16 protein-coding genes are annotated in these 21,758 nt (G+C 69.7%); 12 read left to right on the top strand and 4 right to left on the bottom strand.

Annotated elements, in window-relative coordinates:
* The first annotated feature begins 2 nt into the window (after positions 1-2).
* The 5 genes from AS181_RS19620 to AS181_RS19640 are packed head-to-tail and all read left to right on the top strand — an operon-like array spanning position 3 to position 4,242.
* The gene (locus tag AS181_RS19620; RefSeq protein ID WP_058253198.1) at positions 3-377 is read left to right on the top strand and encodes an urease subunit beta; all 375 of its coding nucleotides are present in this window, start codon (positions 3-5) and stop codon (positions 375-377) included.
* A gap of 3 nt (positions 378-380) precedes the next feature.
* Positions 381-2,099, top strand: a complete 1,719-nt coding sequence (locus AS181_RS19625; RefSeq protein ID WP_058253199.1) for an urease subunit alpha — start codon at positions 381-383, stop codon at positions 2,097-2,099.
* Entirely contained in the window at positions 2,099-2,764 is a 666-nt protein-coding gene (locus AS181_RS19630) for an urease accessory protein UreF (RefSeq protein WP_058253200.1), read from the top strand. The genes AS181_RS19625 and AS181_RS19630 overlap by 1 nt, the downstream gene beginning before the upstream one ends.
* Positions 2,765-2,824: 60 nt before the next feature.
* Positions 2,825-3,511 (top strand): urease accessory protein UreG, encoded by a 687-nt coding sequence (gene ureG / locus AS181_RS19635; RefSeq protein ID WP_058253201.1) that lies wholly within the window; start codon positions 2,825-2,827, stop codon positions 3,509-3,511.
* 2 nt (positions 3,512-3,513) lie between these two features.
* A complete protein-coding gene (locus AS181_RS19640; RefSeq protein ID WP_058253202.1) occupies positions 3,514-4,242 on the top strand; it encodes an urease accessory protein UreD in 729 nt (242 codons plus the stop codon).
* Between the two features lie 33 nt (positions 4,243-4,275).
* On the opposite strand, the gene AS181_RS19645 is transcribed toward AS181_RS19640, so the two are convergent.
* Complete coding sequence (locus tag AS181_RS19645) at positions 4,276-5,793, bottom strand: NAD(P)/FAD-dependent oxidoreductase (protein WP_058253203.1); 1,518 nt, start codon at positions 5,791-5,793, stop codon at positions 4,276-4,278.
* A gap of 170 nt (positions 5,794-5,963) precedes the next feature.
* The gene (locus AS181_RS19650; protein WP_058253204.1) at positions 5,964-6,569 is read right to left on the bottom strand and encodes a GNAT family N-acetyltransferase; all 606 of its coding nucleotides are present in this window, start codon (positions 6,567-6,569) and stop codon (positions 5,964-5,966) included.
* A gap of 134 nt (positions 6,570-6,703) precedes the next feature.
* On the opposite strand from AS181_RS19650, the gene AS181_RS19655 reads away from it, so the two are divergent.
* Genes AS181_RS19655 through recD form a run of 4 tightly spaced genes read left to right on the top strand, consistent with a single transcriptional unit; the run spans position 6,704 to position 15,948 of the window.
* Positions 6,704-7,219 carry an acyl-CoA thioesterase gene (locus AS181_RS19655; protein WP_058253205.1) on the top strand — a complete coding sequence of 172 codons (516 nt, stop codon included), beginning with the start codon at positions 6,704-6,706 and terminating at the stop codon, positions 7,217-7,219.
* 31 nt (positions 7,220-7,250) lie between these two features.
* On the top strand, positions 7,251-10,709 hold the full coding sequence (gene recC, locus AS181_RS19660; protein WP_058253206.1) for an exodeoxyribonuclease V subunit gamma: 3,459 nt from the start codon (positions 7,251-7,253) through the stop codon (positions 10,707-10,709).
* Entirely contained in the window at positions 10,706-14,089 is a 3,384-nt protein-coding gene (locus AS181_RS19665) for a UvrD-helicase domain-containing protein (RefSeq protein ID WP_058253207.1), read from the top strand. The genes recC and AS181_RS19665 overlap by 4 nt, the downstream gene beginning before the upstream one ends.
* Entirely contained in the window at positions 14,086-15,948 is a 1,863-nt protein-coding gene (gene recD / locus AS181_RS19670; protein ID WP_058253208.1) for an exodeoxyribonuclease V subunit alpha, read from the top strand. Before AS181_RS19665 ends, recD begins: the two co-directional genes overlap by 4 nt.
* On the opposite strand, the gene AS181_RS19675 is transcribed toward recD, so the two are convergent.
* Positions 15,945-16,700: a PIG-L family deacetylase gene (locus AS181_RS19675; protein ID WP_058253209.1), complete on the bottom strand. Its 756-nt coding sequence runs from the start codon at positions 16,698-16,700 to the stop codon at positions 15,945-15,947. The two genes, recD and AS181_RS19675, sit on opposite strands and share 4 nt — an antisense overlap.
* A gap of 173 nt (positions 16,701-16,873) precedes the next feature.
* Between AS181_RS19675 and htpG the strand changes: the two genes are divergently transcribed.
* Both htpG and AS181_RS19685 read left to right on the top strand, forming a co-directional pair.
* Positions 16,874-18,886 carry a molecular chaperone HtpG gene (htpG, locus tag AS181_RS19680; protein ID WP_058253210.1) on the top strand — a complete coding sequence of 671 codons (2,013 nt, stop codon included), beginning with the start codon at positions 16,874-16,876 and terminating at the stop codon, positions 18,884-18,886.
* A 31-nt stretch (positions 18,887-18,917) separates the two neighbouring features.
* Complete coding sequence (locus tag AS181_RS19685; protein WP_058253211.1) at positions 18,918-19,910, top strand: hypothetical protein; 993 nt, start codon at positions 18,918-18,920, stop codon at positions 19,908-19,910.
* A gap of 25 nt (positions 19,911-19,935) precedes the next feature.
* On the opposite strand, the gene AS181_RS19690 is transcribed toward AS181_RS19685, so the two are convergent.
* Positions 19,936-20,403, bottom strand: coding sequence for a nitroreductase family deazaflavin-dependent oxidoreductase (locus AS181_RS19690; protein ID WP_058253212.1), 468 nt, complete (start codon positions 20,401-20,403; stop codon positions 19,936-19,938).
* Between the two features lie 100 nt (positions 20,404-20,503).
* On the opposite strand from AS181_RS19690, the gene AS181_RS19695 reads away from it, so the two are divergent.
* A complete protein-coding gene (locus tag AS181_RS19695; RefSeq protein WP_058253213.1) occupies positions 20,504-21,499 on the top strand; it encodes an N-acetylglucosamine kinase in 996 nt (331 codons plus the stop codon).
* Positions 21,500-21,758: the final 259 nt, after the last annotated feature.

A 21,758-nucleotide genomic window follows, 5' to 3' on the forward strand; every position in this document is an offset into this window, starting at 1 on the left:
AAATGTCGGGTACGCATCCCGGCCCGCGATCGACACTCGTGCCGGGTGAGGTCATCGCCGCTGACGGGACCATCGAGCTCAACGCGGGTGCCGACGCCGTCGAACTCCGGGTCGTCAACTCCGGCGATCGTCCGGTGCAGGTCGGCAGTCACGTCCACTTCCCGCAGTCGAACGCCGCACTCGTCTTCGACCGCGCTCGCGCACACGGCCGCCGCCTCGACATCCCGGCCGGGACCGCGGTGCGTTTCGAGCCCGGCATCGAGATGACCGTCGGTCTGGTCCCGCTCGGCGGAACCCGCGAGGTGTACGGGATCTCCTTGGAGCCCCCCGGTGCCTGCGGACCGGTCGACGCCGTCCGTACCGACGAGAGTGAGTGACGCATGGCCATCCTGGGACGTGACCGGTACGCACAGCTGTTCGGCCCGACCACGGGCGATCTGATCCGCCTCGCCGACACCGATCTGCTCATCGAGGTCACCGAGGACCTGTCGGGCGGACCGGGTCGCGCCGGAGACGAGGCCGTCTTCGGCGGTGGCAAGGTGATCCGCGAGTCGATGGGACAGAGTCGGGCGACCCGCGCCGACGGCGCCCCCGACACCGTCATCACCGGTGTCGTGGTCCTCGATCACTGGGGAATCATCAAGGCCGACCTGGGGATTCGGGACGGACGCATCGTCGCGATGGGCAAGGCGGGTAATCCCGACACCATGGACGGGGTGCATCCGGACCTGGTCATCGGGCCGTCGACCGAGATCATCGCCGGCAACGGCAAGATCGTCACCGCAGGCGCGATCGACTGCCATGTGCACTTCATCTGTCCGCAGATCATGGACGAGGCGTTGGGCAACGGGATCACCACCGTGATCGGCGGCGGTACGGGTCCGGCCGAGGGCAGCAAGGCCACCACCGTGACACCCGGCGCGTGGCATCTGGCCTCGATCCTCGCCGCAACCGATCACTGGCCGATGAACATCGCGCTCCTCGGCAAGGGCAACACCGTCAGCGCCGAGTCGATGCACGAGCAGATCCGCGCGGGCGCTTCGGGTTTCAAGCTGCACGAGGACTGGGGCAGTACGCCCGCGGCCATCGAAGCCTGCCTGCGGGTGGCCGATGAGACCGGCGTGCAGGTCGCCCTGCACTCCGACACCCTGAACGAGGCCGGGTTCGTGGAGACGACCCTCGGCGCGATCGCCGGCCGCGGCATCCACGCCTACCACACCGAGGGCGCGGGCGGTGGTCACGCGCCGGACATCATCACGGTCGCGGCCTACCCGAATGTGCTTCCGTCGTCGACGAATCCGACGCGCCCGCACACGGTCAACACACTCGACGAGCATCTCGACATGTTGATGGTCTGCCACCATCTCAACCCCACCGTGCCGGAGGACCTCGCCTTCGCCGAGAGCCGGATCCGGCCGTCCACGATCGCGGCCGAAGACCTCCTGCACGACCTGGGCGCCATCTCGATGATCGGCTCGGACTCGCAGGCGATGGGCCGGATCGGCGAAGTCGTGCTCCGGACGTGGCAGACGGCGCACGTGATGAAGCGCAAACGCGGATCGCTGCCCGGCGACGGTCGGGCGGACAACAATCGCGCACGGCGCTACATCGCGAAGTACACGATCTGTCCGGCGCGTGCGCATGGCTTCGACGACGAGATCGGATCCGTCGAGGTCGGTAAGCTCGCCGACCTCGTGCTGTGGGACCCGGCGTTCTTCGGGATCCGCCCCGATCTGGTCATCAAGGGCGGCGCCATCGCGTGGGCGGCGATGGGCGACGCCAACGCCTCGATCCCCACGCCGCAACCGGTCTTCCCGCGCCCGATGTTCGGCGCCGCACCGAAACTCGCGGCCGCGACGTCGGTCAGCTTCGTCGCCCCGGGTGCCGACGCCGATCTCGCCGGGCGCATCGGGGTCGACCGCAGGTTCGTCCCTGTCAAGAACACCCGCGGCGTCGGGAAGGCCGACATGGTCAACAACGACGCCTGCCCGACGATCGAGGTCGACCCCGACACGTTCACGGTGCGGGTCGACGGTGAGGTGTGGGAGTCCGAGCCCGTCGCCGAACTCCCGATGGCGCAACGGTATTTCCTGTTCTGATGCGACCCGACGACACGAACGCGGGCGCCTCCGCGCCGCTGGCGATGATGCTGGCCCTGGCGGATTCGCGTCTACCGGTGGGCGGGCACGTCCACTCCGGTGGCGTCGAGCAGGCGATCACCGACGGATTCATTCGCACCGCAGGCGATCTCGCGTCCTTCCTGTACCGCCGGGTGACCACGAGCGGTCTCGTCGCGGCATCGGTGGCGGCGGCCGTGGCCGACGGCGCGCTCGACGTGCCCCGCGCGCAACGCGAAACCGATGCGCGCACACCGTCGGCGGCCGCACGGAAGGCATCGCTGGCGCAGGGCCGCGGGATGGTGCGGCTGGCGCGGCGGATGTGGCCGGACGTCGATTGGTCGGCCCACCGGCCGTCGACGCATCTCCCCGTCATCAGCGGGTCGATCGGCGCGGTGTCCTCGCTGTCGGGTTTCCACACGGCCCTGATCCTCGTGTACACCACGATGAGCGGGTCGGCGACTGCCGGCCAGCGCCTGCTCGCACTCGACCCGGCCGACGTGTCGATCATGATCGCCGAACTCGGTCCCGAGTGCGAACGCGTCGCCGCCGAGGCCGCGGTCGGCCTGTCGGACCTGTCCGATCCGGTGCTCGACATCTTCGCCGAACGCCATGAGCGGCAACCGATGCCGCTGTTCATGTCCTGACCACCGCCCATCCATCCCGTGACCCGGCGAAGTCGCCGTCGCGAACCGAGAGGAGTTCCCATGCCCCCGCATCTCATCGACGGGCAGCCGCACACCCACGACCACAACCGGCCGCGCCGCAAGCGCGAGCCCGGCGAGGCGCTGCGCATCGGTGTCGGTGGCCCGGTCGGATCGGGCAAGACCGCGCTGGTGGCCGCACTGTGCCGACAGCTCCGGGACGAGTTGTCGGTCGCCGTGTTGACAAACGACATCTACACGACCGAGGACGCCGACTTCCTGCGCCGCAACGCCGTTCTGCCCGATGAACGGATCACCGCCGTCCAGACCGGCGGATGTCCGCACACCGCCATCCGGGACGACATCACCGCCAATCTCGACGCCATCGACGATCTCGTCGAGGCGAACCCGCCGCTGGATCTGATCCTCGTGGAATCGGGCGGCGACAATCTCACCGCGACATTCTCGACAGGTCTGATCGACGTGCAGATCTTCGTCATCGACGTCGCGGGCGGGGACAAGGTGCCCCGCAAGGGCGGACCCGGCGTCACGTTCTCGGACTTGTTGGTGATCAACAAGATCGATCTGGCCGAGCGCGTCAACGCCGACCTCGAGGTCATGCGGCGCGACGCGGCGAAGGTCCGCGAGGGCCGGCAGACCGCCATGATCTCGCTGACCGAGGACCCGGCCGCGACGGACGTGCTGGCCTGGGTCCGGGCCCAACTGGCGGCCCCGGTCGCCGCCGGGTGACGATGCGCACCGAGGTCGACATCGTCGCCACCGTCGAGCGTGGCGTGCGTCATCGGGCGGTCGGGGGACTGGGCGTGCGGGTGACCGCGCCGGGCCACGTTCAGCTGATCGGCACCGCCGCCACGCCGCTCGGTGGTGACGAGATCGTGGTGCGCATCGAGGTCGAACCGGGTGCGCAGTTGCGCCTCGGCAGCGTCGCGGCGACGATCGCGCTGCCGGCCCGCGACCGTCCGGACTCGTCGGCTCGGTGGGAGATCGCCGTCGGCGACGGTGGTCGCCTGCGCATCGACCCGCAACCGACGGTCGTCGCCGGTGGCGCGGTCCACCGCTCGGACATCACGGCACGACTCGCCGCCGGCGCCACCCTCGATCTCCACGAGCACGTCCAGATCGGCCGGGCGGCGAGCATGACGGACGCCACCCTCGTCGACCGCGACCGGATGGGTGCCTGGACCGGGGGTCTGCGCGTCGAGGTCGACGATCAAGTCGTGCTGGCCCATCGGCTCTCGCTCGGTCAGGGCACACCCGCGGGGGCCGCGGGCCACCGAGCGGCGAGCAGCGTGTTCCGGTACCCCGACAACCGGCCCGGCGACGTGCACGAGACCGAGTTCGCCGCGCGTCTGCAGCTGGCCGGCGGCGCCAGTCTGACCACGGCGCTCGGGACCTCGGTCAGCACCGCGCGGCGGCTGGCCGACGGCCTGGAGATCGACTCTCTGGCCGTCGTGCCATAGACGACCGCCCAAGGGCCGGCCGCCGCCCGCGGGTCAGCTGGCCTCGGCCTCGGATTCCTTGCCGTCGGCGTCCTTGCCCTCGGTGGGGACCGAGCCCGTCGCCCCGGGAGCGGTCGACGCGGTGTCCACCGTCCCGGCATCGGTCTTCGCCGGTTCCGCATCGGATGTCTCGCCGGCCTTCTCGAGCGCCGACAACTGGCCGATCGCGGTGCGCGCGTAGACCTGCTGCTCGGTCACCGCGAGCTGCGAACGGCCGCGCGTGGTGAACGCGAAGAACCAGTTGATCAGGGTGTTCAGGCGGTTGCGGAACCCGACCAGATACACGAGGTGCAGCGCCAGCCAGCCGAGCCAGGCGAAGTAGCCCTCGGTCTCGAACGTCTTCTTGATGCCGGGGATCGGGACCTGCATCACCGCGGAGTACCGCGAGATGGTCGCCATCGAGCCCTTGTCGTAGTAGCTGAACGGCTTGCGCTGGTCGGGGGTCTGCCCCTTCAGCTCGGCCTTGATGGCGTCCGCGGCATAGCGGCCGCCTTGGATCGCGCCCTGCGCCACACCCGGGACCCCGTCGACGGCCATCATGTCGCCGACGACGAACACCTCGGGATGGCCGGGGATGGTGAGGTCGGGGAGCACCTTCACCCGGCCGGCGCGGTCGAGTTCGACGCCCGACTGCTCGGCGAGCTGCTGGCCGAGCGGGCTGGCCTGTACGCCGGCCGACCACACCTTGCACTGCGACTCGATGCGGCGGGTAGTGCCGTCCTTCTCCTTGACGACCAGGCCGTCGTAGTCGACGTCGACGACCATCGCGTTCAGCTGGATCTCGACACCCATGCGCTCGAGGCGGGCCGCGGCCTTGCCGCCGAGCTTCGGGCCGAACGGTGGCAGGACGGCCGGCGCGGCATCGAGCAGGATCACCCGGGCTTCGGTCGGGTCGATGTTGCGGAACGCGCCCTTGAGGGTCTTGTCGCTCATCTCGGCGATCTGGCCGGCCAATTCGACACCGGTGGGGCCGGCGCCGACGACCACGAAGGTCAGCAGCTTGGCGCGCTCGGCGGGGTCGTGGGACAGCTCGGCCTGCTCGAAGGCGCCCAGGATCCGTCCGCGCAGTTCGAGTGCGTGGTCGATGGTCTTCATGCCGGGCGCGTACTCGGCGAAGTGATCGTTGCCGAAGTACGACTGATCGGCGCCGGCGGCGACGATGAGGTCGTCGTACGGGGTGACCGTGATGCGCTCGAGCAGGCGGGAGGTGACGGTCTTGGCCTCGAGGTCGATGTCGTACACGTCACCCATGAGCACCGCGGTGTTCTTCTGCTTGCGCAGGACCACGCGGGTGGCCGGTGCGATCTCGCCCTCGGCGACGATGCCGGTCGCCACCTGGTAGAGCATCGGTTGGAACAGGTGATGGGTGGTCTTGGCGATCAGCGTGACATCGACATCGGCCTTGGCCAGTCGCTGGGCGGCGAACAATCCGCCGAAGCCCGAACCGATGATGACCACTTTCCGACGGGTCGTGGCTGCTCCAGCGGGGGCCTGGACGGCGGGGCTGCTCATCTCCAGACATCTCCTTCCAGGTCGTTGGGCGACGGTCGTGCGGACTTCGGCGAACCCGAGTGGGGTGCTACCCGAGGGGGCCGTGTAGCGCCGGGGCCGGAGTACGACCGTGCATGTTCTCAACGGTAGTCAATGATGATCCGATGGGCGCGGCCAGAGGGGTGTTGCGCTCACGCGGTGAGACCCCCGGCCGACGACCATCGTTGCGATCGCTCCTGCCAGTCGGCCCGGAGGAGCTCGTATTCGACCTCAGACCGGTCGCGGTCCGGGTGGATGGTCAGCAGCTCGGCCGAGTCCGCGGCGTCGTCGCAGAGGTGGATGGCGCAGAGCGTCATCCCGAGCTTCTCCATCACGCGGCGCGACGACGCGTTGCGGGCGACCGTGCTCGCGAACACCCGCTCGGTGCCGAGGTGGTCGAACGCGAACGCGACGAGGGCGAACGCCGCCTCGGTCGCGAGGCCGCGGCCCCACACCGTGCGCCGGAGGCGATAGCTCAGTTCGAGTTCGGCACGGTTGCTGTGCCGTGGTGTGCGCAGCGAGATCCAGCCGAGGAAGGCGGCGGTGGCGGGGTCGCACAGGATCCAGGTGCCGGTGCCGTGTCTGCGGTGTTCGGTCTCGGCGCGGGGGACCACCCAGTCCTCGATCACGGCGCGCGGTGTCGCGGCACCGCCGCTCACGTACCGCATGACCTCGGGATCGCTGTCGAGGTGGACGAGCTCGTCGACATCGACGGCGGACACCGGGCGCAGCCGAGCCCGTGCCGTGTCGATGTTCACCCGAGCCCCTCACCGCGCGCCGGGGGTGCGCGCACCGATACGCCTGACGTCCTGCCCCGGCGAGTGAGTCTACGGTCTGGTCGGCGGTGACTCCTGCAGTTCGTCGTACGCGTGTCCCGCACTAAGATCGCGCCGTGGCCCCCCACCGAGATGCCCCCGACCCAGATGCCCTCGATCCCGAGGCAACCGCAGCCGGTTCCGCCGGACCGGACTACGTCCTCGACATCCCGGTCGCGCTGCGCTGGGGCGACATGGACATCAACAACCACATCAACAACGTGCAGATCTCCCGGATCTTCGAGGAGAGCCGGGTGCGTTCGTTCTATGAATGGATGCCCGACCGGCCGCGGAAGTTCTCGTTCCTCGTCGCGCGTCAGGACATCGAGTTCTCCGCTCCCGTGCACTACTCGCTCGACCCGGTGCACGTGCGCACCTGCATCGGACGCGTGGGCCGGTCGTCGTTCGTCATGGCCCTGCGCCTGTTCGACCAGTCCGGGATGCTGTGTGCCACGGCCGAGACCACGATGGTCGTCGTCGACCCGGACACCGGCCGACCCACCCCGATTCCCGACGACGCCCGGCCGCTGCTGACCGCGCGCCTCGGCGAGCCGGTGCGTTTCCACACGCCCCGGTCGAACGCCGCGGGCTGACCGGGCCGAGCCCCGGAGTCACAGCCGTCCGATGCTCATCCTGCACCGCGCCGAACGCACCGACACGCTGGCCGATGCCCTGGCCGAGGTCCTCGCGCACCCGCTGGGCGACCCGATGCGCCCGGAGATCGTGTCGGTTCCCGCCGCGGGAGTCGAGCGGTGGCTCGCCCAGCATCTGGCCCGACGCCTGGGGGCAGGGGCCGGCGACGACGGGATCGCGGCCAACATCGACTTCACCGGACCGTCCCGCCTGGCTGACGCCATCGTCGCGGCGGTGCTCGGTGATACGCGTCTCAACACTTCGGGCTCGCTGACGGCGCCGGACGATCCGTGGCGTGCGGCCGAACTGACGTGGCCGGTGCTGCGTGTCCTCGACGACCGTGTCGACGACCCCGCGCTCGACGTGATCGCGCGGCACATCGGCGCGGGCGACACCTCCTCGCCCCGGATCGGGCGCCGCTACGCCACCGCACGCCATCTGGCCGAGTTGTTCGACCGGTACGGGCGGTCACGTCCGTCGCTCATCGCCGACTGGGCCGCCGGCCACGATCTCGACGGTGCCGGCCGCCCCCTGCGGGACGACCTGGCGTGGCAGCCCGGGTTCTGGCGCGCGGTCCGCGCCGAGATCGGCCGGCCGCATCCCGCGGAGGATCTCGCCGCGGTCTGCGATCGGCTGCGCACCGACCCCGCGGCGGGGGGATTGCCGGAACGACTGTCGGTCTTCGGGCCGACGCGGATCACCGAGTCGTTCCGTCAGATCGCCGCGGCCGCGGCCGTCCACCACGATGTCCACCTGTTCGTGCCCCACCCGAGTCCGCGGCTGTGGGCGGACCTCGGTGCCCTCGTCGACTCCGGCTCCGGCAACGGGGTCCCACCTCGACGCGGGGAGTGCGAGCTCCCCGAACTGCGAAACCCCCTGCTCGCCGGTCTCTCCCGTGATCTGCAGGAGCTCCAGTTGCGGCTCGCTCCGATCGTCGATCGGGACCTCCACCATGTGCCGCGGGAGTCGGTGCTCGGCGATACCGCGCTGCACGTCGTCCAGTCGGGGATCCGCGACGACCTTGCTCCCGCGCCCGGCCTCGCGCCCGCGCCCGGCCTCGCCGGCACGTCGGACCCGACCGTCTCCGCGGACCCGTCCGTCGAGGTGCACGCGTGTCACGGGCCCGAGCGGCAGATCGAGGTCCTGCGGGATCGGTTGCTGCATCTGTTCGCCGCCGATCCCGAGCTGCAGCCGCGCGATGTCCTCATCATGTGCCCGGACGTCGAGACCTTCGCGCCCCTGATCCGTGGCGCATTCGGGCAAGCGGGGCTGCCACATCCGGCGTTCGACCTGCGAGTTCGGCTCGCCGACCGTGGAATTCGCCATGTGAACCCGATCCTCGACGTGATCGTCGGAGTCGTGGAGCTGGCCGCGGGCCGGGTGACCGCCGGTGACGTCGTCGACCTCCTCGGCGCCCCGCCGGTACGAACCCGGTTCGCGATGACCGACGACGACCTGGATCTGATCCGGGAGTGGCTGGCGCACAGCAACGTCCGCTGGGGGATAGGTGTCGCCGAACGCGCCCGATACGGTCTCGAACGATTCCGCCAGGGCACCTTCGACGCCGGCCTGGACCGCATCGCCCTCGGCGTCGTCGCCGAGGAGGCCGACGACGAATGGCTCGGTACCGCACTGCCGCTCGCCGGAGTGGAGAGTACCGGCATCGATCTCGTCGGCAGGTTCGACGAGTTCCTCGACCGACTCGGTCGGGTGCTGGCCGAACTGCGGGAAGCCGCTCCCGCGCACCGATGGGCGGAGACGCTCATCGACGCCGTCTCGTCGCTGACGGCGACCGAGCCCGCCGAGGATTGGCAACGGGCACAGGCCATCCGAATGCTCAGCGAGGCCTTCGGGGACACCCGACCGGTCGAGCCGGAGGAGGTGCTGCGTCTGGCGGACGTGCGGGACCTCCTGTCGGCGCTGGTCGCCGGCCGGCCGACGCGCTCGAACTTCCGCACCGGAGAGCTGACGGTGTGCACGATGGTGCCGATGCGCTCGGTGCCGCACCGGGTGATCGTGCTGCTCGGGATCGACGCCGAGGTGTTCCCGCGTGTCCAGCGTATCGACGGGGATGACGTACTCGGCGTCGATCCGCTGGTGGGCGAACGCAATCCGCGGGACGAGGACCGGCAGTGTTTCCTCGACGCGATCTGCGCCGCGCAAGATGCCCTCCTCGTCTTCTACAGTGGCGCCGACCCCGTCTCCGGCCGGCGGATCCCGCCCGCTGTGGTCGTGAGCGAACTGGTCGACACGCTCACCGGTCTGACCGGCGTGAGTCCCGTTCGCCGGCATTCGCTGCACGGGTTCGACGCGCGGAACTTCACCCCCGGTGGCGTGCCGGGAATCGCGGGGCCGTTCAGCCACGACGCGTCGATACTTCGCGGAGCCGAGGCCTTACGCGAGCCGACGCGGCGCGTGGTGGTCGCCGCTGCCGAGGTGCTGCCCGCGCCGGAACGGACCCCCGACACCGAAGACATCGACCTCGCGACCCTCATCGACTTCCACGTGGACCCGATCGTGGCGTTCGTCCGCCAGCGCCTCGGTGCCCGCATCCCCGACGACGACCGGCCACACGACGACCAGCTCGACGTCGAACTGGAACCACTGGACAAGTGGGGGATCGGCGACCGATTCCTCTCCCGGATGCTGACCGGGGTGTCCATCGGGGAGTGCGAGGCGGCCGAGCTCCGGCGCGGCACGCTGCCGCCATTCGCCTTCGGCACCCGTGAGCTCCGCGCGATCTCGCGGACGGTCACGCGGCTGTACGGCGTCGTCGAGCCGTTGCGCACAGGGACTCCCACGACCCTCGACGTCCTGGTCCGACTACCCGACGGCCGCCGGGTGCACGGAACGGTCGGTGACGTGTTCGGCGACACCGGGCCGGCCGCGTTGGTGCGGCCGACGTACTCCAAGCTCAAGGCCAAACAGCAACTCAGCGGCTGGATCACGCTTCTCGCGGTGGCCGCCGCCGCGACCCAGGGCAATGCCGCGGCGCGGTCGGTGGACTCGGCGGTCCTGATCGGGCGGGCCCCGCGAGGCGGCGGGACCAGCACCATCCGACTCCGGCGCCCCGAGGACCCGGTGCCGTTGCTCCACGACCTCGTCCGGCTTCGCGACGAGGGTCTGCGTCGTCCGCTGCCGCTGCCGCTGGAGCCCGCGTACACGTTCGTCGAGAACGACGGGCCCGGCCGGCGCAGCACGTTCTCGCTCGCCAACGCCCGCCGGAGCTTCGACGACAGATTCGGTGCCGCGCACGACCCGCATGTGAAGCTCGCATTCGGCGGGGACGTGCTGGCCGAGGTCGATTTCGACGACCTCCTCGACAGCGCGACGCCCGACCATCGCACCGTCGGCGGTGTCGAACTGCCCATGGCCGACGACGAACCGTTGTTCGCCGGGCTGGCGCGAACCGTGTGGGTGCCACTCGATGAGCACCGGGAGGGCACGTGAGACGGCCGGCCACCTTCGACGTCACCGCCGACCTGCCGGATCACACCACGGTCCTGGAGGCGAGCGCCGGAACCGGGAAGACCTACGCCATCGTCGGACTTGCCGCCCGGCACATCGCCGAGGGAGTCCCGATCTCGGAGATGCTGCTGGTGACCTTCAGCCGGGCCGCGACCGCCGAGCTGCGTGAACGCATGCGAGACCGCGTGCGCGAGTTGCTGGACGGACTCGACCGTCCCGGTGCCGCCCCCGGCCACGACGCGCTGCTGCAGATGCTGGCGCAGGGATCACCGGACGAGGTCGCCACCCGTCGTCGCAATCTCGCTCGCGCTCTGAGCGACTTCGACGCGTCGACGATCGCGACCACCCACACGTTCTGCAACCGCATGCTGGAGGCGCTGGGCTTCCTGGGTGAGCGTGAACTGGTCTACTCGATCGTCGAAGAGGTCGACGAACTCACCGAAGAGGTGGCGCTGGACCTCTACCTGCGCGGTTTCTGGGCAAGCGACACACCGGAATTCGACTTCACCGAGGCGCAGTCGATCGCCCGCGACGCGGTACGCCAGGCGTCGGTCGCACTGGCGCCGGACGAGTCCGAGTCGACCGACGGGCCGGGTGGCGATGCGGTGGCCGCCCGTCGGGTGAGTTTCGCGTCCGCGGTCCGCCGCATCGTCGAGGCGCGCAAACGTGATGCGCGCGTACGGACCTACGACGACCTGCAGGCCATCCTGCAACGCATCGTGACCGACCCGGTGGTCGGCGAGCGCGCGTGCGAACGTATCCGCAACACCTTCACCGTGGTCCTGGTCGACGAGTTCCAGGACACCGACCCGTTGCAGTGGGACATCCTGCGCCGGTGTTTCCACGGCCATCGCCGACTCATCCTCGTCGGCGACCCCAAACAGTCGATCTACGGGTTCCGCGGTGCCGAGGTCCTGAGCTACCTCGCCGCGGTGTCCTCGGCCGACACCTTGCAGGCGCTCGACGTGAACCGGCGATCCGACGGCGCGCTGGTCGACGCCCTCGGACATCTGTACGGCGAAGCGGCGCTGGGACATCCGGGCATCGTGGTGCATCCGGTCTCGGCGGCACACCCGGGCAGCCGGCTCGACGGTCGTCCGCCGCTACGCATCCGCGCCTTCCTGCGCACCGACTTCACGTCCCGTAACGCCTACAACCTGCCCGCGGTGAAGGACGTCCGCGACCGGATCGCGGTCGATGTCGCCGACGACATCGCGCAGACCCTCGCCCAGGGCGCTCGACTCGAGGCCGACGGAACCTCCCGCCCGGTGGATCCGGGCGACATCGCGATCCTGGTGCGGCTCAACAGCACCATCGAACCGCTCCAGCGGGAGCTCGCCGAGCGCGGCATCAACTCGGTGATCGGGTCGGGGGTCAACGTGTTCTCCACGACCGCGGCCCAGCACTGGCTGTGGGTGATGCGTGCCGTCGAACAACCCTCCCGCGCGGACCGCGTGCGGTTGGCGGCGCTCACGACCCTGCTCGGCTGGTCGATCGAGAAGGTGGCCACCGCAGGCGAACCCGAGGTCGCCGAGCTCGGGGCCGAACTGGCCTCGCTGGGACGGGTGTTCGTGCAGGGCGGGTTCGCGGCGATGGCGCAGCGCCTGCTCGACTCGCACGGTGTCGCCGCGCGCGTCCTGGCCACCGAGAACGGTGAACGCATCCTCACCGATCTCCTGCAGGTGTCCGCGCTCTGCAACAAGCACGTGGTCGAGACCTCGGCGGGAGTCAGTGGCCTCGTCGAGTGGCTGGCCGAGCGGATCGCCGACACGTCCGCGCGCCAGCGATACGAAGACCAGAGTCGACGCCTCGACCGCGACACCCAGGCCGTCCAGATCATGACCGTGCATGCCAGCAAGGGCCTGCAGTTCCCGATCGTCTACGTGCCCTACGGCTGGGACGGGACGTGGATCGGCGACCGCGGCAACATCACCTACCACGACGAGTCGGGTACCCGGCGCCTCGATGTCGGTGGCGGACAGGCGCCCGGCCGCGCGGCGCGGCGCAAGCGGTACGCCGAGGAGACGGCCGGTGAAGACCTCCGGTTGCTCTACGTCGCGCTGACGCGGGCGCAATCGCAGGTCGTGGCGTGGTGGGCGCCGTCGATGAACACCACGAGCGGACCGCTGCACCGACTGATCTTCGGACGCGACACCGCGACCCGAATCCCTTCCGAGACCGGCGAATCGGTGTGGTCGGTCGCCCCCGACGTCCCCATACCCGACGACGACGCGACGTGCGTCGGCGTCCTGCGCACCCTGACCGGGCGCGATGCCGCGATCTCGGTCGAGCCCGCCGGCCGGATCGAGGCCGGTGCGGTGGCGGTCCCGCCGCACGCCGATGTCGAGCCGGCGACCCTCGGGGTCGCGCGGTTCCGGCGCGCCATCGATCAGGAATGGCGTCGCACGTCGTACTCGGCCATCGTCGCCGACGTCGCGCACGGCGCACCCGGGGGGCCCGCCGGTTCTGTCGTCACCACCGGCAGCGAACCGGCCGACGACATCCTGGGTGACGAGCCGGTCGCCGACCCGGTCGAGCTCGACGAGCCGCCCGCCGAGGGGCGCCGAGCGGGAACGCCGTCGCTGATGAACGGGCTGCCCTACGGGGCGGCGTTCGGCACCCTGGTGCACGAGGTCCTCGAATACGTCGACACCTCGGCGCCCGACATCGAGACCCATGTGCGCGAATTGTGTTCGCGCGCACTCGGGGTCCTGCCGGCCGACATCGACGCCGACGTACTGGTCGCCGCGCTCGTCGGCGTCCTCACCACGCCACTCGGTTTCGGCGATCTCTGGGGCGTCGAGCCGGGAGATCGCCTCGCCGAGCTCGACTTCGAGCTCCCGCTGGGGCCGCCGGATCGCACACCCGGCGCCCGTGGGGCGACGCCGGGGGTGTTCGCCGAACTGCTGGACCGGTATCTGCCCGTCGACGATCCGTTGCGTGACTACGTCGATCACCTCCGCGAGCTCCCCGATCGTGAACTGCGCGGTTTCCTGACGGGCAGCATCGACTCGGTGCTGCGCACCCCGGACGGCCGCTACGTGGTCGTCGACTACAAGACCAACCGCATCCGGGCGGGGGACCTGGTCGTCGAGGACTTCGACACCGCGGCCATGTCAGGCGAGATGATCGCCGCCCACTATCCGCTGCAGGCGATGCTGTATTCGGTTGCGCTGCACAGGTATCTGCGATGGCGCGTCGTCGGCTACGATCCGGTCCGGCATCTCGGCCCGGTGCAGTACCACTTCGTGCGCGGGATGGCCGGGCCGGGCACGCCGCCCGGTTGCGGCGTGTTCGAGTGGGATGTGCCCGCAGAGCTGATCCTCGCATTGTCCGATGCACTGGCGGGAGCGTCCCGATGACCGTGTCCGACGTCCAGGTGGTGGAGTGGGCCACCGGTGTGCTCGCCGAGTGGAACGAGGCCGGAGTGCTCGCCGCCGCGGACGTGCACATCACCGACCGTCTCGTGGCGATGTGCGCCGAGCCGGTGTCCGAGACCGCGCGTCTCGGCGCCGCGCTGGCGGTCCGTGCGGTGCGGCTCGGTTCGACGTGCCTCGCGCTGGACAGACTGGGCGAGTTGGCCGGCGACGACACCGTTGACCTCACCATCCCGTCGTCCGATGCGGTGCTCGACGCACTGCTCGAGAGTCCGCTCGTGGCCGGCAGCGAGGCGGGTCCGTTGCGTCCGTTGGTGGCGCGACGGTCCATCGACGGGCCGCTGGTGTACCTCCAGAAGTACTTTCGGCAGGAACAGACGATCCGCGAGACGCTGGCCCGCCGCGCACAGACGACACCCGTGGTCGAAGCCGATGCGCTGCGCGCTGCGATAGCCGCCGTCTACACCTCGCCTGAGGACGGGCACCTGCAGAAGCTGGCGGCAGCGGTCGCCGCGACCCGCTGGACCACCGTCCTGGCGGGCGGTCCCGGCACCGGCAAGACCTACACGGTCGCACGCATTCTCGCGGTGCTGGACGCCCTGCAGGGACCCGGCCTCCGTATCGGGCTGTGCGCGCCGACGGGCCGGGCGGCGGCTCAGCTGCAGGCCTCGGTGGAAGCGGAGTCGACGGTTCCCGTCACGGCGCACGCCGTGACGCTCCACTCGTTGCTCGGCTGGCGCCCGGGTGCCAACCCGAGGTACGGCCGCGGGCGGACACTGCCGCACGACGTCATCGTCGTCGACGAGACCTCGATGCTGTCGATGACCGCGATGAGCCGTCTGCTCGACGCAGTCCGTCCGGATGCACGGGTGATCTTCGTCGGTGACCCGCATCAGCTCGCGTCAGTCGAGGCCGGAGCGGTGCTCGCGGATCTCGTCGAACGGGCGGATGTCGCTGGAGTGCAGGGAGATTCGGGAACCATGACGGCGGTATCACAGGCCGCGCTCGAGGCGGTGGGCGGGGATGCCGATCATGAACTGGAACCCGAGGACACCGATCATCTCGCCGGTGGCGTCATCACCCTGCGGCGCCAATTCCGTTTCGGCGGCGGCATCTCGCGGGTCGCGGCGGCCGTGAACGCCGGTGACGCAGACGAAGTCCTGAGACTGGTCGCCGCGGACGACGTCCCGAACGTCGAACTCGTCGCGCCCGACGACCTCGATGCCGTCCGTGCCGATCTCGTCGAATGGGGCCGGGCGCTGCGGGCAGCGGCCCGTCGTGCCGATGCCGACGGGGCGCTCGACGCGCTCGACGCCCACCGGGTGCTGTGCGCGCACCGGGAGGGCTCATGGGGTGTCCGTGGCTGGTCGGCCAGGATCACCGAGTGGCTGGGCACCGCCGGCGCCGAGCTAGCCGGATGGTATGCGGGACAGCCCATCCTGGTCACCGCCAACGACCGCCAGACGGCGACGTTCAACGGCGACACGGGCGTGGTGATCGCCGATCCCGAGGGCCGGACGCAGGGGGCCGACGCAGTCCGGGTCGCCTTCCGTCGCGGCGGATCGGTGCGACTCCTGCACCCGACGCAGCTCGCCGACGTCGTGTCGGTCCACGCGATGACCATCCACCGCAGCCAGGGCAGCCAGTTCCGGCAGGTCACGGTGATCCTCCCGCCCACGGGCTCAGAATTGCTCACCCGGGAGTTGCTGTACACCGCCATCACCCGCGCCCGCGACCACGTGCGGATCGTCGGGACACCCGAGGTGCTGGCCGCGGCGGTCGACCGCCGCGTGCAGCGGGCCAGCGGTCTGCGATCGGCGGTGACGCCGTTCGACCGCTCCTAGATCAGGTCGCAACCACCGGGGACGAGGTCGCGGCGCTGATAGCACTCGACGCCGAGCAGCTTCTCCTGGATGTCGTCGGGCAGCGACATGAAGCCGGAGATGGCCCGGCTGCGATCGATCTCGGAACGGTGGGCGGTGACGGCGGCCCTCTTGCGGGCCGCGAGATCCGACACGTCGACGACCACGTCGATCTCGGACTCCGGGGTGCCGGGTAGCTGCTCCCGGGGGATGTCCGCGAACAGGCTCTCCGCGAGGATGTCCATCATCCACTCCGGGATGGTGGCGAAGTACAGCGAACGCACGCGCCAGGCCGGCCCGGCGCGGTGGTAGAGCTTCGTCGACGCCGCCGCGTCGGCCGCGGCGCACGCGAGCCGGTGCGCGTGGACGTGGTCGGGGTGACCGTAGATACCCAGCGGGTCGTAGGTGATGACGATGTCGGGTTGCAGTGCCCGGATGTGGTGGGTGAGCGCACGGACCTGTTCGTCGAACGACGCCTCGCACAGCCGCTGCGCATCGGGTGCGGATTCTGGTCGCCGGTCGTCGGCATAGCCGAGCATGATCGGTGGTCGCGGCATGCCGAGGATGTCGACCGCGTCGGCGAGTTCGCGGTGCCGGACGGTGCCGTCGGTCCAGGTACACATCACGAGGTCGACCTCGCCGCCGGCGTCGGTGTGACGCGCGATGAGTCCACCGGTCCACAGTGATTCGTCGTCGGGGTGCGCGTGCACCAACAGCAGTCGGGGTGTGCCCATCCACCTGGCTTCCTGATCGTTCCCGCACGGCACGGATGTCGTGCGGGGTAGTCGGTCCCCGACCCAGGGTAGCCACACCACCGCTCGGTAAAGTCGGTGTCCGTCACACGTGTCGCACCGGCGCGGAGATGTTCGTCCGTCCGGTGCACGAGAACAGAACATGGAGGTCTGCGATGAGCGCTCAGCCCGAAGTCCACGAGTTCCAGGCCGAGACCCGGCAGCTGCTGGATCTCATGGTCCACTCGATCTACTCCAACAAGGACAGCTTCCTGCGCGAGCTGATCTCCAACGCGTCCGACGCACTGGACAAGCTGCGGCTGGAGTCCCTGCTCGACAAAGACCTCGACGTCGACACCTCCGACCTCCACATCACGCTCGACCCCGATGCCGAGGCCCGGACCCTCGTCGTGGCCGACAACGGCATCGGCATGACCCGCGACGAGGTCGTCGGCCTGATCGGCACGCTGGCCCGTTCGGGCACGGCCGAGTTGCGCCGGTCGCTCGCGGAGGCTCGCGCGAACGGGGTGTCCGACGCGGCGGCCGAGGAACTGATCGGTCAGTTCGGCATCGGCTTCTACTCGACGTTCATGGTCGCCGACAAGGTCACGCTGGTGACCCGTAAGGCGGGGGAGAGCACCGGCACCCGCTGGGAGTCGACCGGCGACGGAACCTACACGATCGACGACGTCCCCGACGCCCCGCAGGGCACCTCGGTCACGTTGGCGCTCAAGCCCGTCGACACCGAGGATCACCTCTACGACTATTCGGATCCGACCAAGCTCCGCCAGCTCGTGAAGCGGTACTCGGACTTCATCGCGTGGCCGATCCGGATGGACGTCGAGAAGACCGTTCCGGTGGAGACCCCCGACACCGAGGCCTCCGACGCCGACAACGCGGACGAGAAGAAAGCGCCGGAGACGAAGACGGTCGTCGAGGCCGAGACGATCAACTCGATGAAGGCGCTCTGGGCCAAGTCGCGCTCGGAGGTGACCGACGAGGAGTACCAGGAGTTCTACCGGCACGTCTCCCACGCCTGGGATGCGCCGCTGGAGACCATCACGCTGCAGGCCGAGGGCACCTTCGAGTACCAGGCGCTGCTGTTCATCCCGACGCAGCCACCGTTCGACCTGTTCATGCGCGACAGCAAGGTCGGCATCCACCTCTACGTCAAGCGCGTCTTCATCATGGACGACTGCGCCGAACTGATGCCGGAGTACCTGCGCTTCGTCAAGGGTGTCGTCGACGCGGCCGACCTGTCGCTGAACGTGTCCCGCGAGATCCTGCAACAGGACCGCCAGATCCGCGCGATCCGTCGCCGGCTCACCAAGAAGGTGATCTCGACGGTCACCGAGATGCGCGCCGGCCGGCCCGACGACTACCGCACGTTCTGGGATGCCTTCGGCCGGGTGTTCAAGGAAGGTCTGGTCAACGATCCGGACAACCGCGAGGCGCTCCTCAAGGCCTCGTCGTTCGCGACCACCCACTCCGAGGACGAACTGACCACACTCGCCGACTACATCGGCCGGATGAAGAGCGGTCAGGACACGATCTACTACATGACCGGCGAATCGCGTCAGCAGATCGTGAACTCGCCGCACATGGAAGCGTTCCGCGCCAAGGGAATCGAGGTTCTCGTCCTGTCCGATCCCGTCGACGAGATGTGGGTCTCGGCGGGTGCGGAGTTCGACGGCAAGTCGTTCCAGTCGATCGCCAAGGGCGCCGTCGACCTCGACGGTGACGACGAGGACGCCGACGATTCCGCCAAGGAGGAGCAGAACAAGACCTACGCCGACCTGCTGGGGTGGCTCACGAGCACCCTCTCCGACGACGTCAGTGAGACGCGACTCTCGTCGCGCCTCACCGAGTCGCCGGCGTGCCTGGTCGGTGACACGTTCTCGATGTCTCCGCAGCTGGAGAAGCTCTACCGGGCGTCCGGTCAGGAATTCCCCAAGTCCAAGCGGGCACTGGAGCTCAACCCTGATCACCCGCTCGTCGCCGCGCTGAACAAGGCCTACGGAGCCGGGGATCACGAACAACTGGTGCCGACGGCGAAGCTGCTGTACGGCATGGCCGTGATCGCCGAGGGCGGTGAGCTCGACGACCCGGCCGAGTTCGCGAAGCTGTTGGCCGGTCGGCTGACCGAATCGTTCGCGGTGAGCGGACCGTCGGCCGGTTCGGAATCCTGATCGGTCTGTCCAGACCACGGGTACGCCGCAGGTGAGCCGCCGAAGACGGATCGTCGTCTTCGGCGGCGTGGCGGTTGTCCTGGCGGTGGTGCTGGTCGCCGCGCTCGTCGTCGGGCTGGCCCGCGAGGACGAGCGGGCGGCCACCCCGTCCGAGGCGGTGCAGACCTATCTCGACGCGCTCGCCGATGCCGACGCCGACGCGGCTCTGGGTGTCATCGATCCGCGCCCCGACACCCGGTTTCTGTCCGACAACGTCCTGCGGGCTCAACGCGCCGCGGCGCCGCTGGGCGACATCGAGGTCCGGTCTGCTGCCGACGGTGCGCCGGAGGAGAACGTCCGGGCGAGATACCGGATGGGTGCCCGGGTCATCGACACCGAGATCCGGACCGTACGGGTCGCCGACGGCTGGGCCGTCGTCGACGGCGCGATCGCGGTCCGGATCGAGTCGCTACGGGTTGTGCAACCGACGTTCTTCGGCGGCGAGGTCGAGGAAGGGGACACGGTGCACGTGTTCCCCGGACCGCAGCGCTGGGGCTCCCGCGACACCGACTTCGTCGCGCGCGTCGCAGACGACGATCCTCCGACCACGCCGAGAGGACCCATGTCCGTCCGCGTCGTCGGCGAACTGAGCGCCACCGGCGCCGGAGCCGTCAGCGATTCGGTGTCGGCGCACCTGACCGCGTGTGCGGCGTCGACCCAGGCCGATGCGGGTCGGCAGGTCGCGGGCTGTACCCAACGGTTGTACCGCTCCGCGGTGGACGGCAGTGTGCGGTGGACGGCTCCGAAAGACCTGTCCGGGCTGCGCTATCTGCTCCGTGATCCGGTTTCGGATGCGAGTGGGGACAGCAGCCGGGACGGGTCGGGTCTGGGTGTCGTCGACGTCGTCGGCCCGGTGCGCTGGCGGGTGTCCTACACCCCCGAGTACGACGCGGACGGCCCCCGGGTGGAGACCGTCGACGAGCAGTACCTCGTGGGCCATGTCGACCTCACCGAGAGCAGTCCCGAGTTCGTCACCGACGGCTGACCCACCGAGTTCCGACCAGGTCGGGTCAGCGCGGTCGCAGCCGGAACACCGGGATGCGGCGGTCGGTGCGCTTCTCGTACAGATCGAAGTTCGGCCACACCGCCCGCAGCGTCTGCCAGGCCGCGTCCCGCTCGGCGTCGACCAGTTCGGTGGGCACCGCCTCCGACACCTCACCGTGGACGATGATCTCGATCTCGTCGGCAGCGCGGAGGTTGAAGACCCACGCCGGCATCTTGGGACCGCCGAAGTAGGAGCCGGCGATCAACCAGTCCGACCCGTCCGGGACGGCCAGGAGTTGCGTCGTCCGGATCGCACCGCTCTTGCGGCCCGGGACCCGGATCGTGATGTTCGGCAGATCACCTATGTCGAGCAGGCTCAGCCGCTGTCCCGACATAGATTGAAGAACGCTGTCGCACCTGACGATCTGCGGGAGGAAGCGAGGCATCCAGGAGATCGACCCGATCTTCACTGCGAGTCCGCGCCGCACCTTCATGCGCCCAGTGTGTCACGGGGATTCGGCGAATCGACGTCGACTCCCCGGACCCGTGTCGAGTCTCCGCCGACGCCGTGACGGTTCGATGCCCTCCGGGCGGATGGGCACCGAGGTAGCGTTGCGGTCCGTGACGACCGGTGACAGCGTGACGCGCATCTTGATCGACGGCGGCCAGACCGGCACCCGCGTGCGGATCGAGACGCCCGACGGTGGTTCTGACCACGACGCGCCCCCGATCCGGACCGACCGACCGGTCGTGGAGCAGATCGCCGCAACTGTGCGGGACATCCTACGAATGGCGGAGGTGAGGTCGGGTCCCGACGGGTCGCCCGGCCCGGCGGTGGTCGCGGCCGGCGTGTCCGGACTGACCCCCGGCGCCTCCCGCCCAATCGATCTCCTCGCCGCGCTCGGCGACGCAGGCGTCGACTCCGTTGCCCTCGCCCATGATTCGGTGACCGCGTATTTGGCCGCGAATCGTCACGAGTTCGGCGCGGTCACCGCGGTCGGGACAGGCGTGGTCACCCTCGGGGTCGGCCGGGGCGGTGTCTGCCGGGTGGACGGCTGGGGATACCTCTTCGGCGACGCCGGCAGTGCCTACTGGATCGGGCGGTCGGGCATCACCGCGGCACTGCGCGCCTTCGACGGCCGGGGGCCCGAGACGGCACTCCGCGTGGCGACCGAGGAGGAATTCGGTCCGCTGGCCGAGTTGTACATGTCGGTTCAGGCCGACCCCGACCGCGTCGCACGCATCGCCGCGTTCGCCCGGGTGGTCGACGCCGCGTCGGAGGCCGGCGATGCGGTGGCCCAACAGGTCATCGACGACGCCGCCGACGAACTGGCGACGTCGGCGATGACCGCGCTCGGACGCAGCGGCCGCGAGGCCGGCGAGCCAGCACGCGTGAGCTGGGTCGGCGGTGTGATGTCGGCCAGTGATCGACTCCGAAACCGGTTCGTCGACAACGTCTCTCGCCGAGCCCCCGAGGCGTCCGTGGAACCGCCGCACGGCCCGCCCTTCGACGGCGTCCGACTCCTCACCGATCTCGACGCCGCACACCCGCTGTCCGAGCACGTCTACCGTGCGACCTCTGCTCCCTGAGCCGTCAGAACCGCGCAGCCCCCGCTCCCTGATGCGAAAGAAGCGCATAACCCCGGCTCCCTGACGAGCGCTCGGAAGCTTGCGGAGTGCGCGTCAGCCCACCGCTCCCTGAGCCTGGATATTTCACTGATGTTGCTGGTGTTCGGCGTGTGATACGCGAAAGTGCCTGTCTGCCTTGTGATTATTGATTCACCACAAACAAATAGTCACAAGAAGAAAGGCACCTCGCAGGTGAAGAATAACGTGTATCCCGAGTTGA

The organism is Gordonia sp. SGD-V-85 (assembly GCF_001456905.1).
Taxonomy (GTDB): domain Bacteria; phylum Actinomycetota; class Actinomycetes; order Mycobacteriales; family Mycobacteriaceae; genus Gordonia; species Gordonia hongkongensis.

Coding starts and splice junctions, on each gene's coding strand:
- AS181_RS19620 (WP_058253198.1), top strand. CDS start 3: ATGTCGGGTACGCATCCCGGCCCGCGATCGACACTCGTGCCGGGTGAG.
- AS181_RS19625 (WP_058253199.1), top strand. CDS start 381: ATGGCCATCCTGGGACGTGACCGGTACGCACAGCTGTTCGGCCCGACC.
- AS181_RS19630 (WP_058253200.1), top strand. CDS start 2,099: ATGCGACCCGACGACACGAACGCGGGCGCCTCCGCGCCGCTGGCGATG.
- ureG (WP_058253201.1), top strand. CDS start 2,825: ATGCCCCCGCATCTCATCGACGGGCAGCCGCACACCCACGACCACAAC.
- AS181_RS19640 (WP_058253202.1), top strand. CDS start 3,514: ATGCGCACCGAGGTCGACATCGTCGCCACCGTCGAGCGTGGCGTGCGT.
- AS181_RS19645 (WP_058253203.1), bottom strand. CDS start 5,793: ATGAGCAGCCCCGCCGTCCAGGCCCCCGCTGGAGCAGCCACGACCCGT.
- recC (WP_058253206.1), top strand. CDS start 7,251: ATGCTCATCCTGCACCGCGCCGAACGCACCGACACGCTGGCCGATGCC.
- recD (WP_058253208.1), top strand. CDS start 14,086: ATGACCGTGTCCGACGTCCAGGTGGTGGAGTGGGCCACCGGTGTGCTC.
- AS181_RS19675 (WP_058253209.1), bottom strand. CDS start 16,700: ATGGGCACACCCCGACTGCTGTTGGTGCACGCGCACCCCGACGACGAA.
- htpG (WP_058253210.1), top strand. CDS start 16,874: ATGAGCGCTCAGCCCGAAGTCCACGAGTTCCAGGCCGAGACCCGGCAG.
- AS181_RS19690 (WP_058253212.1), bottom strand. CDS start 20,403: ATGAAGGTGCGGCGCGGACTCGCAGTGAAGATCGGGTCGATCTCCTGG.
- AS181_RS19695 (WP_058253213.1), top strand. CDS start 20,504: ATGGGCACCGAGGTAGCGTTGCGGTCCGTGACGACCGGTGACAGCGTG.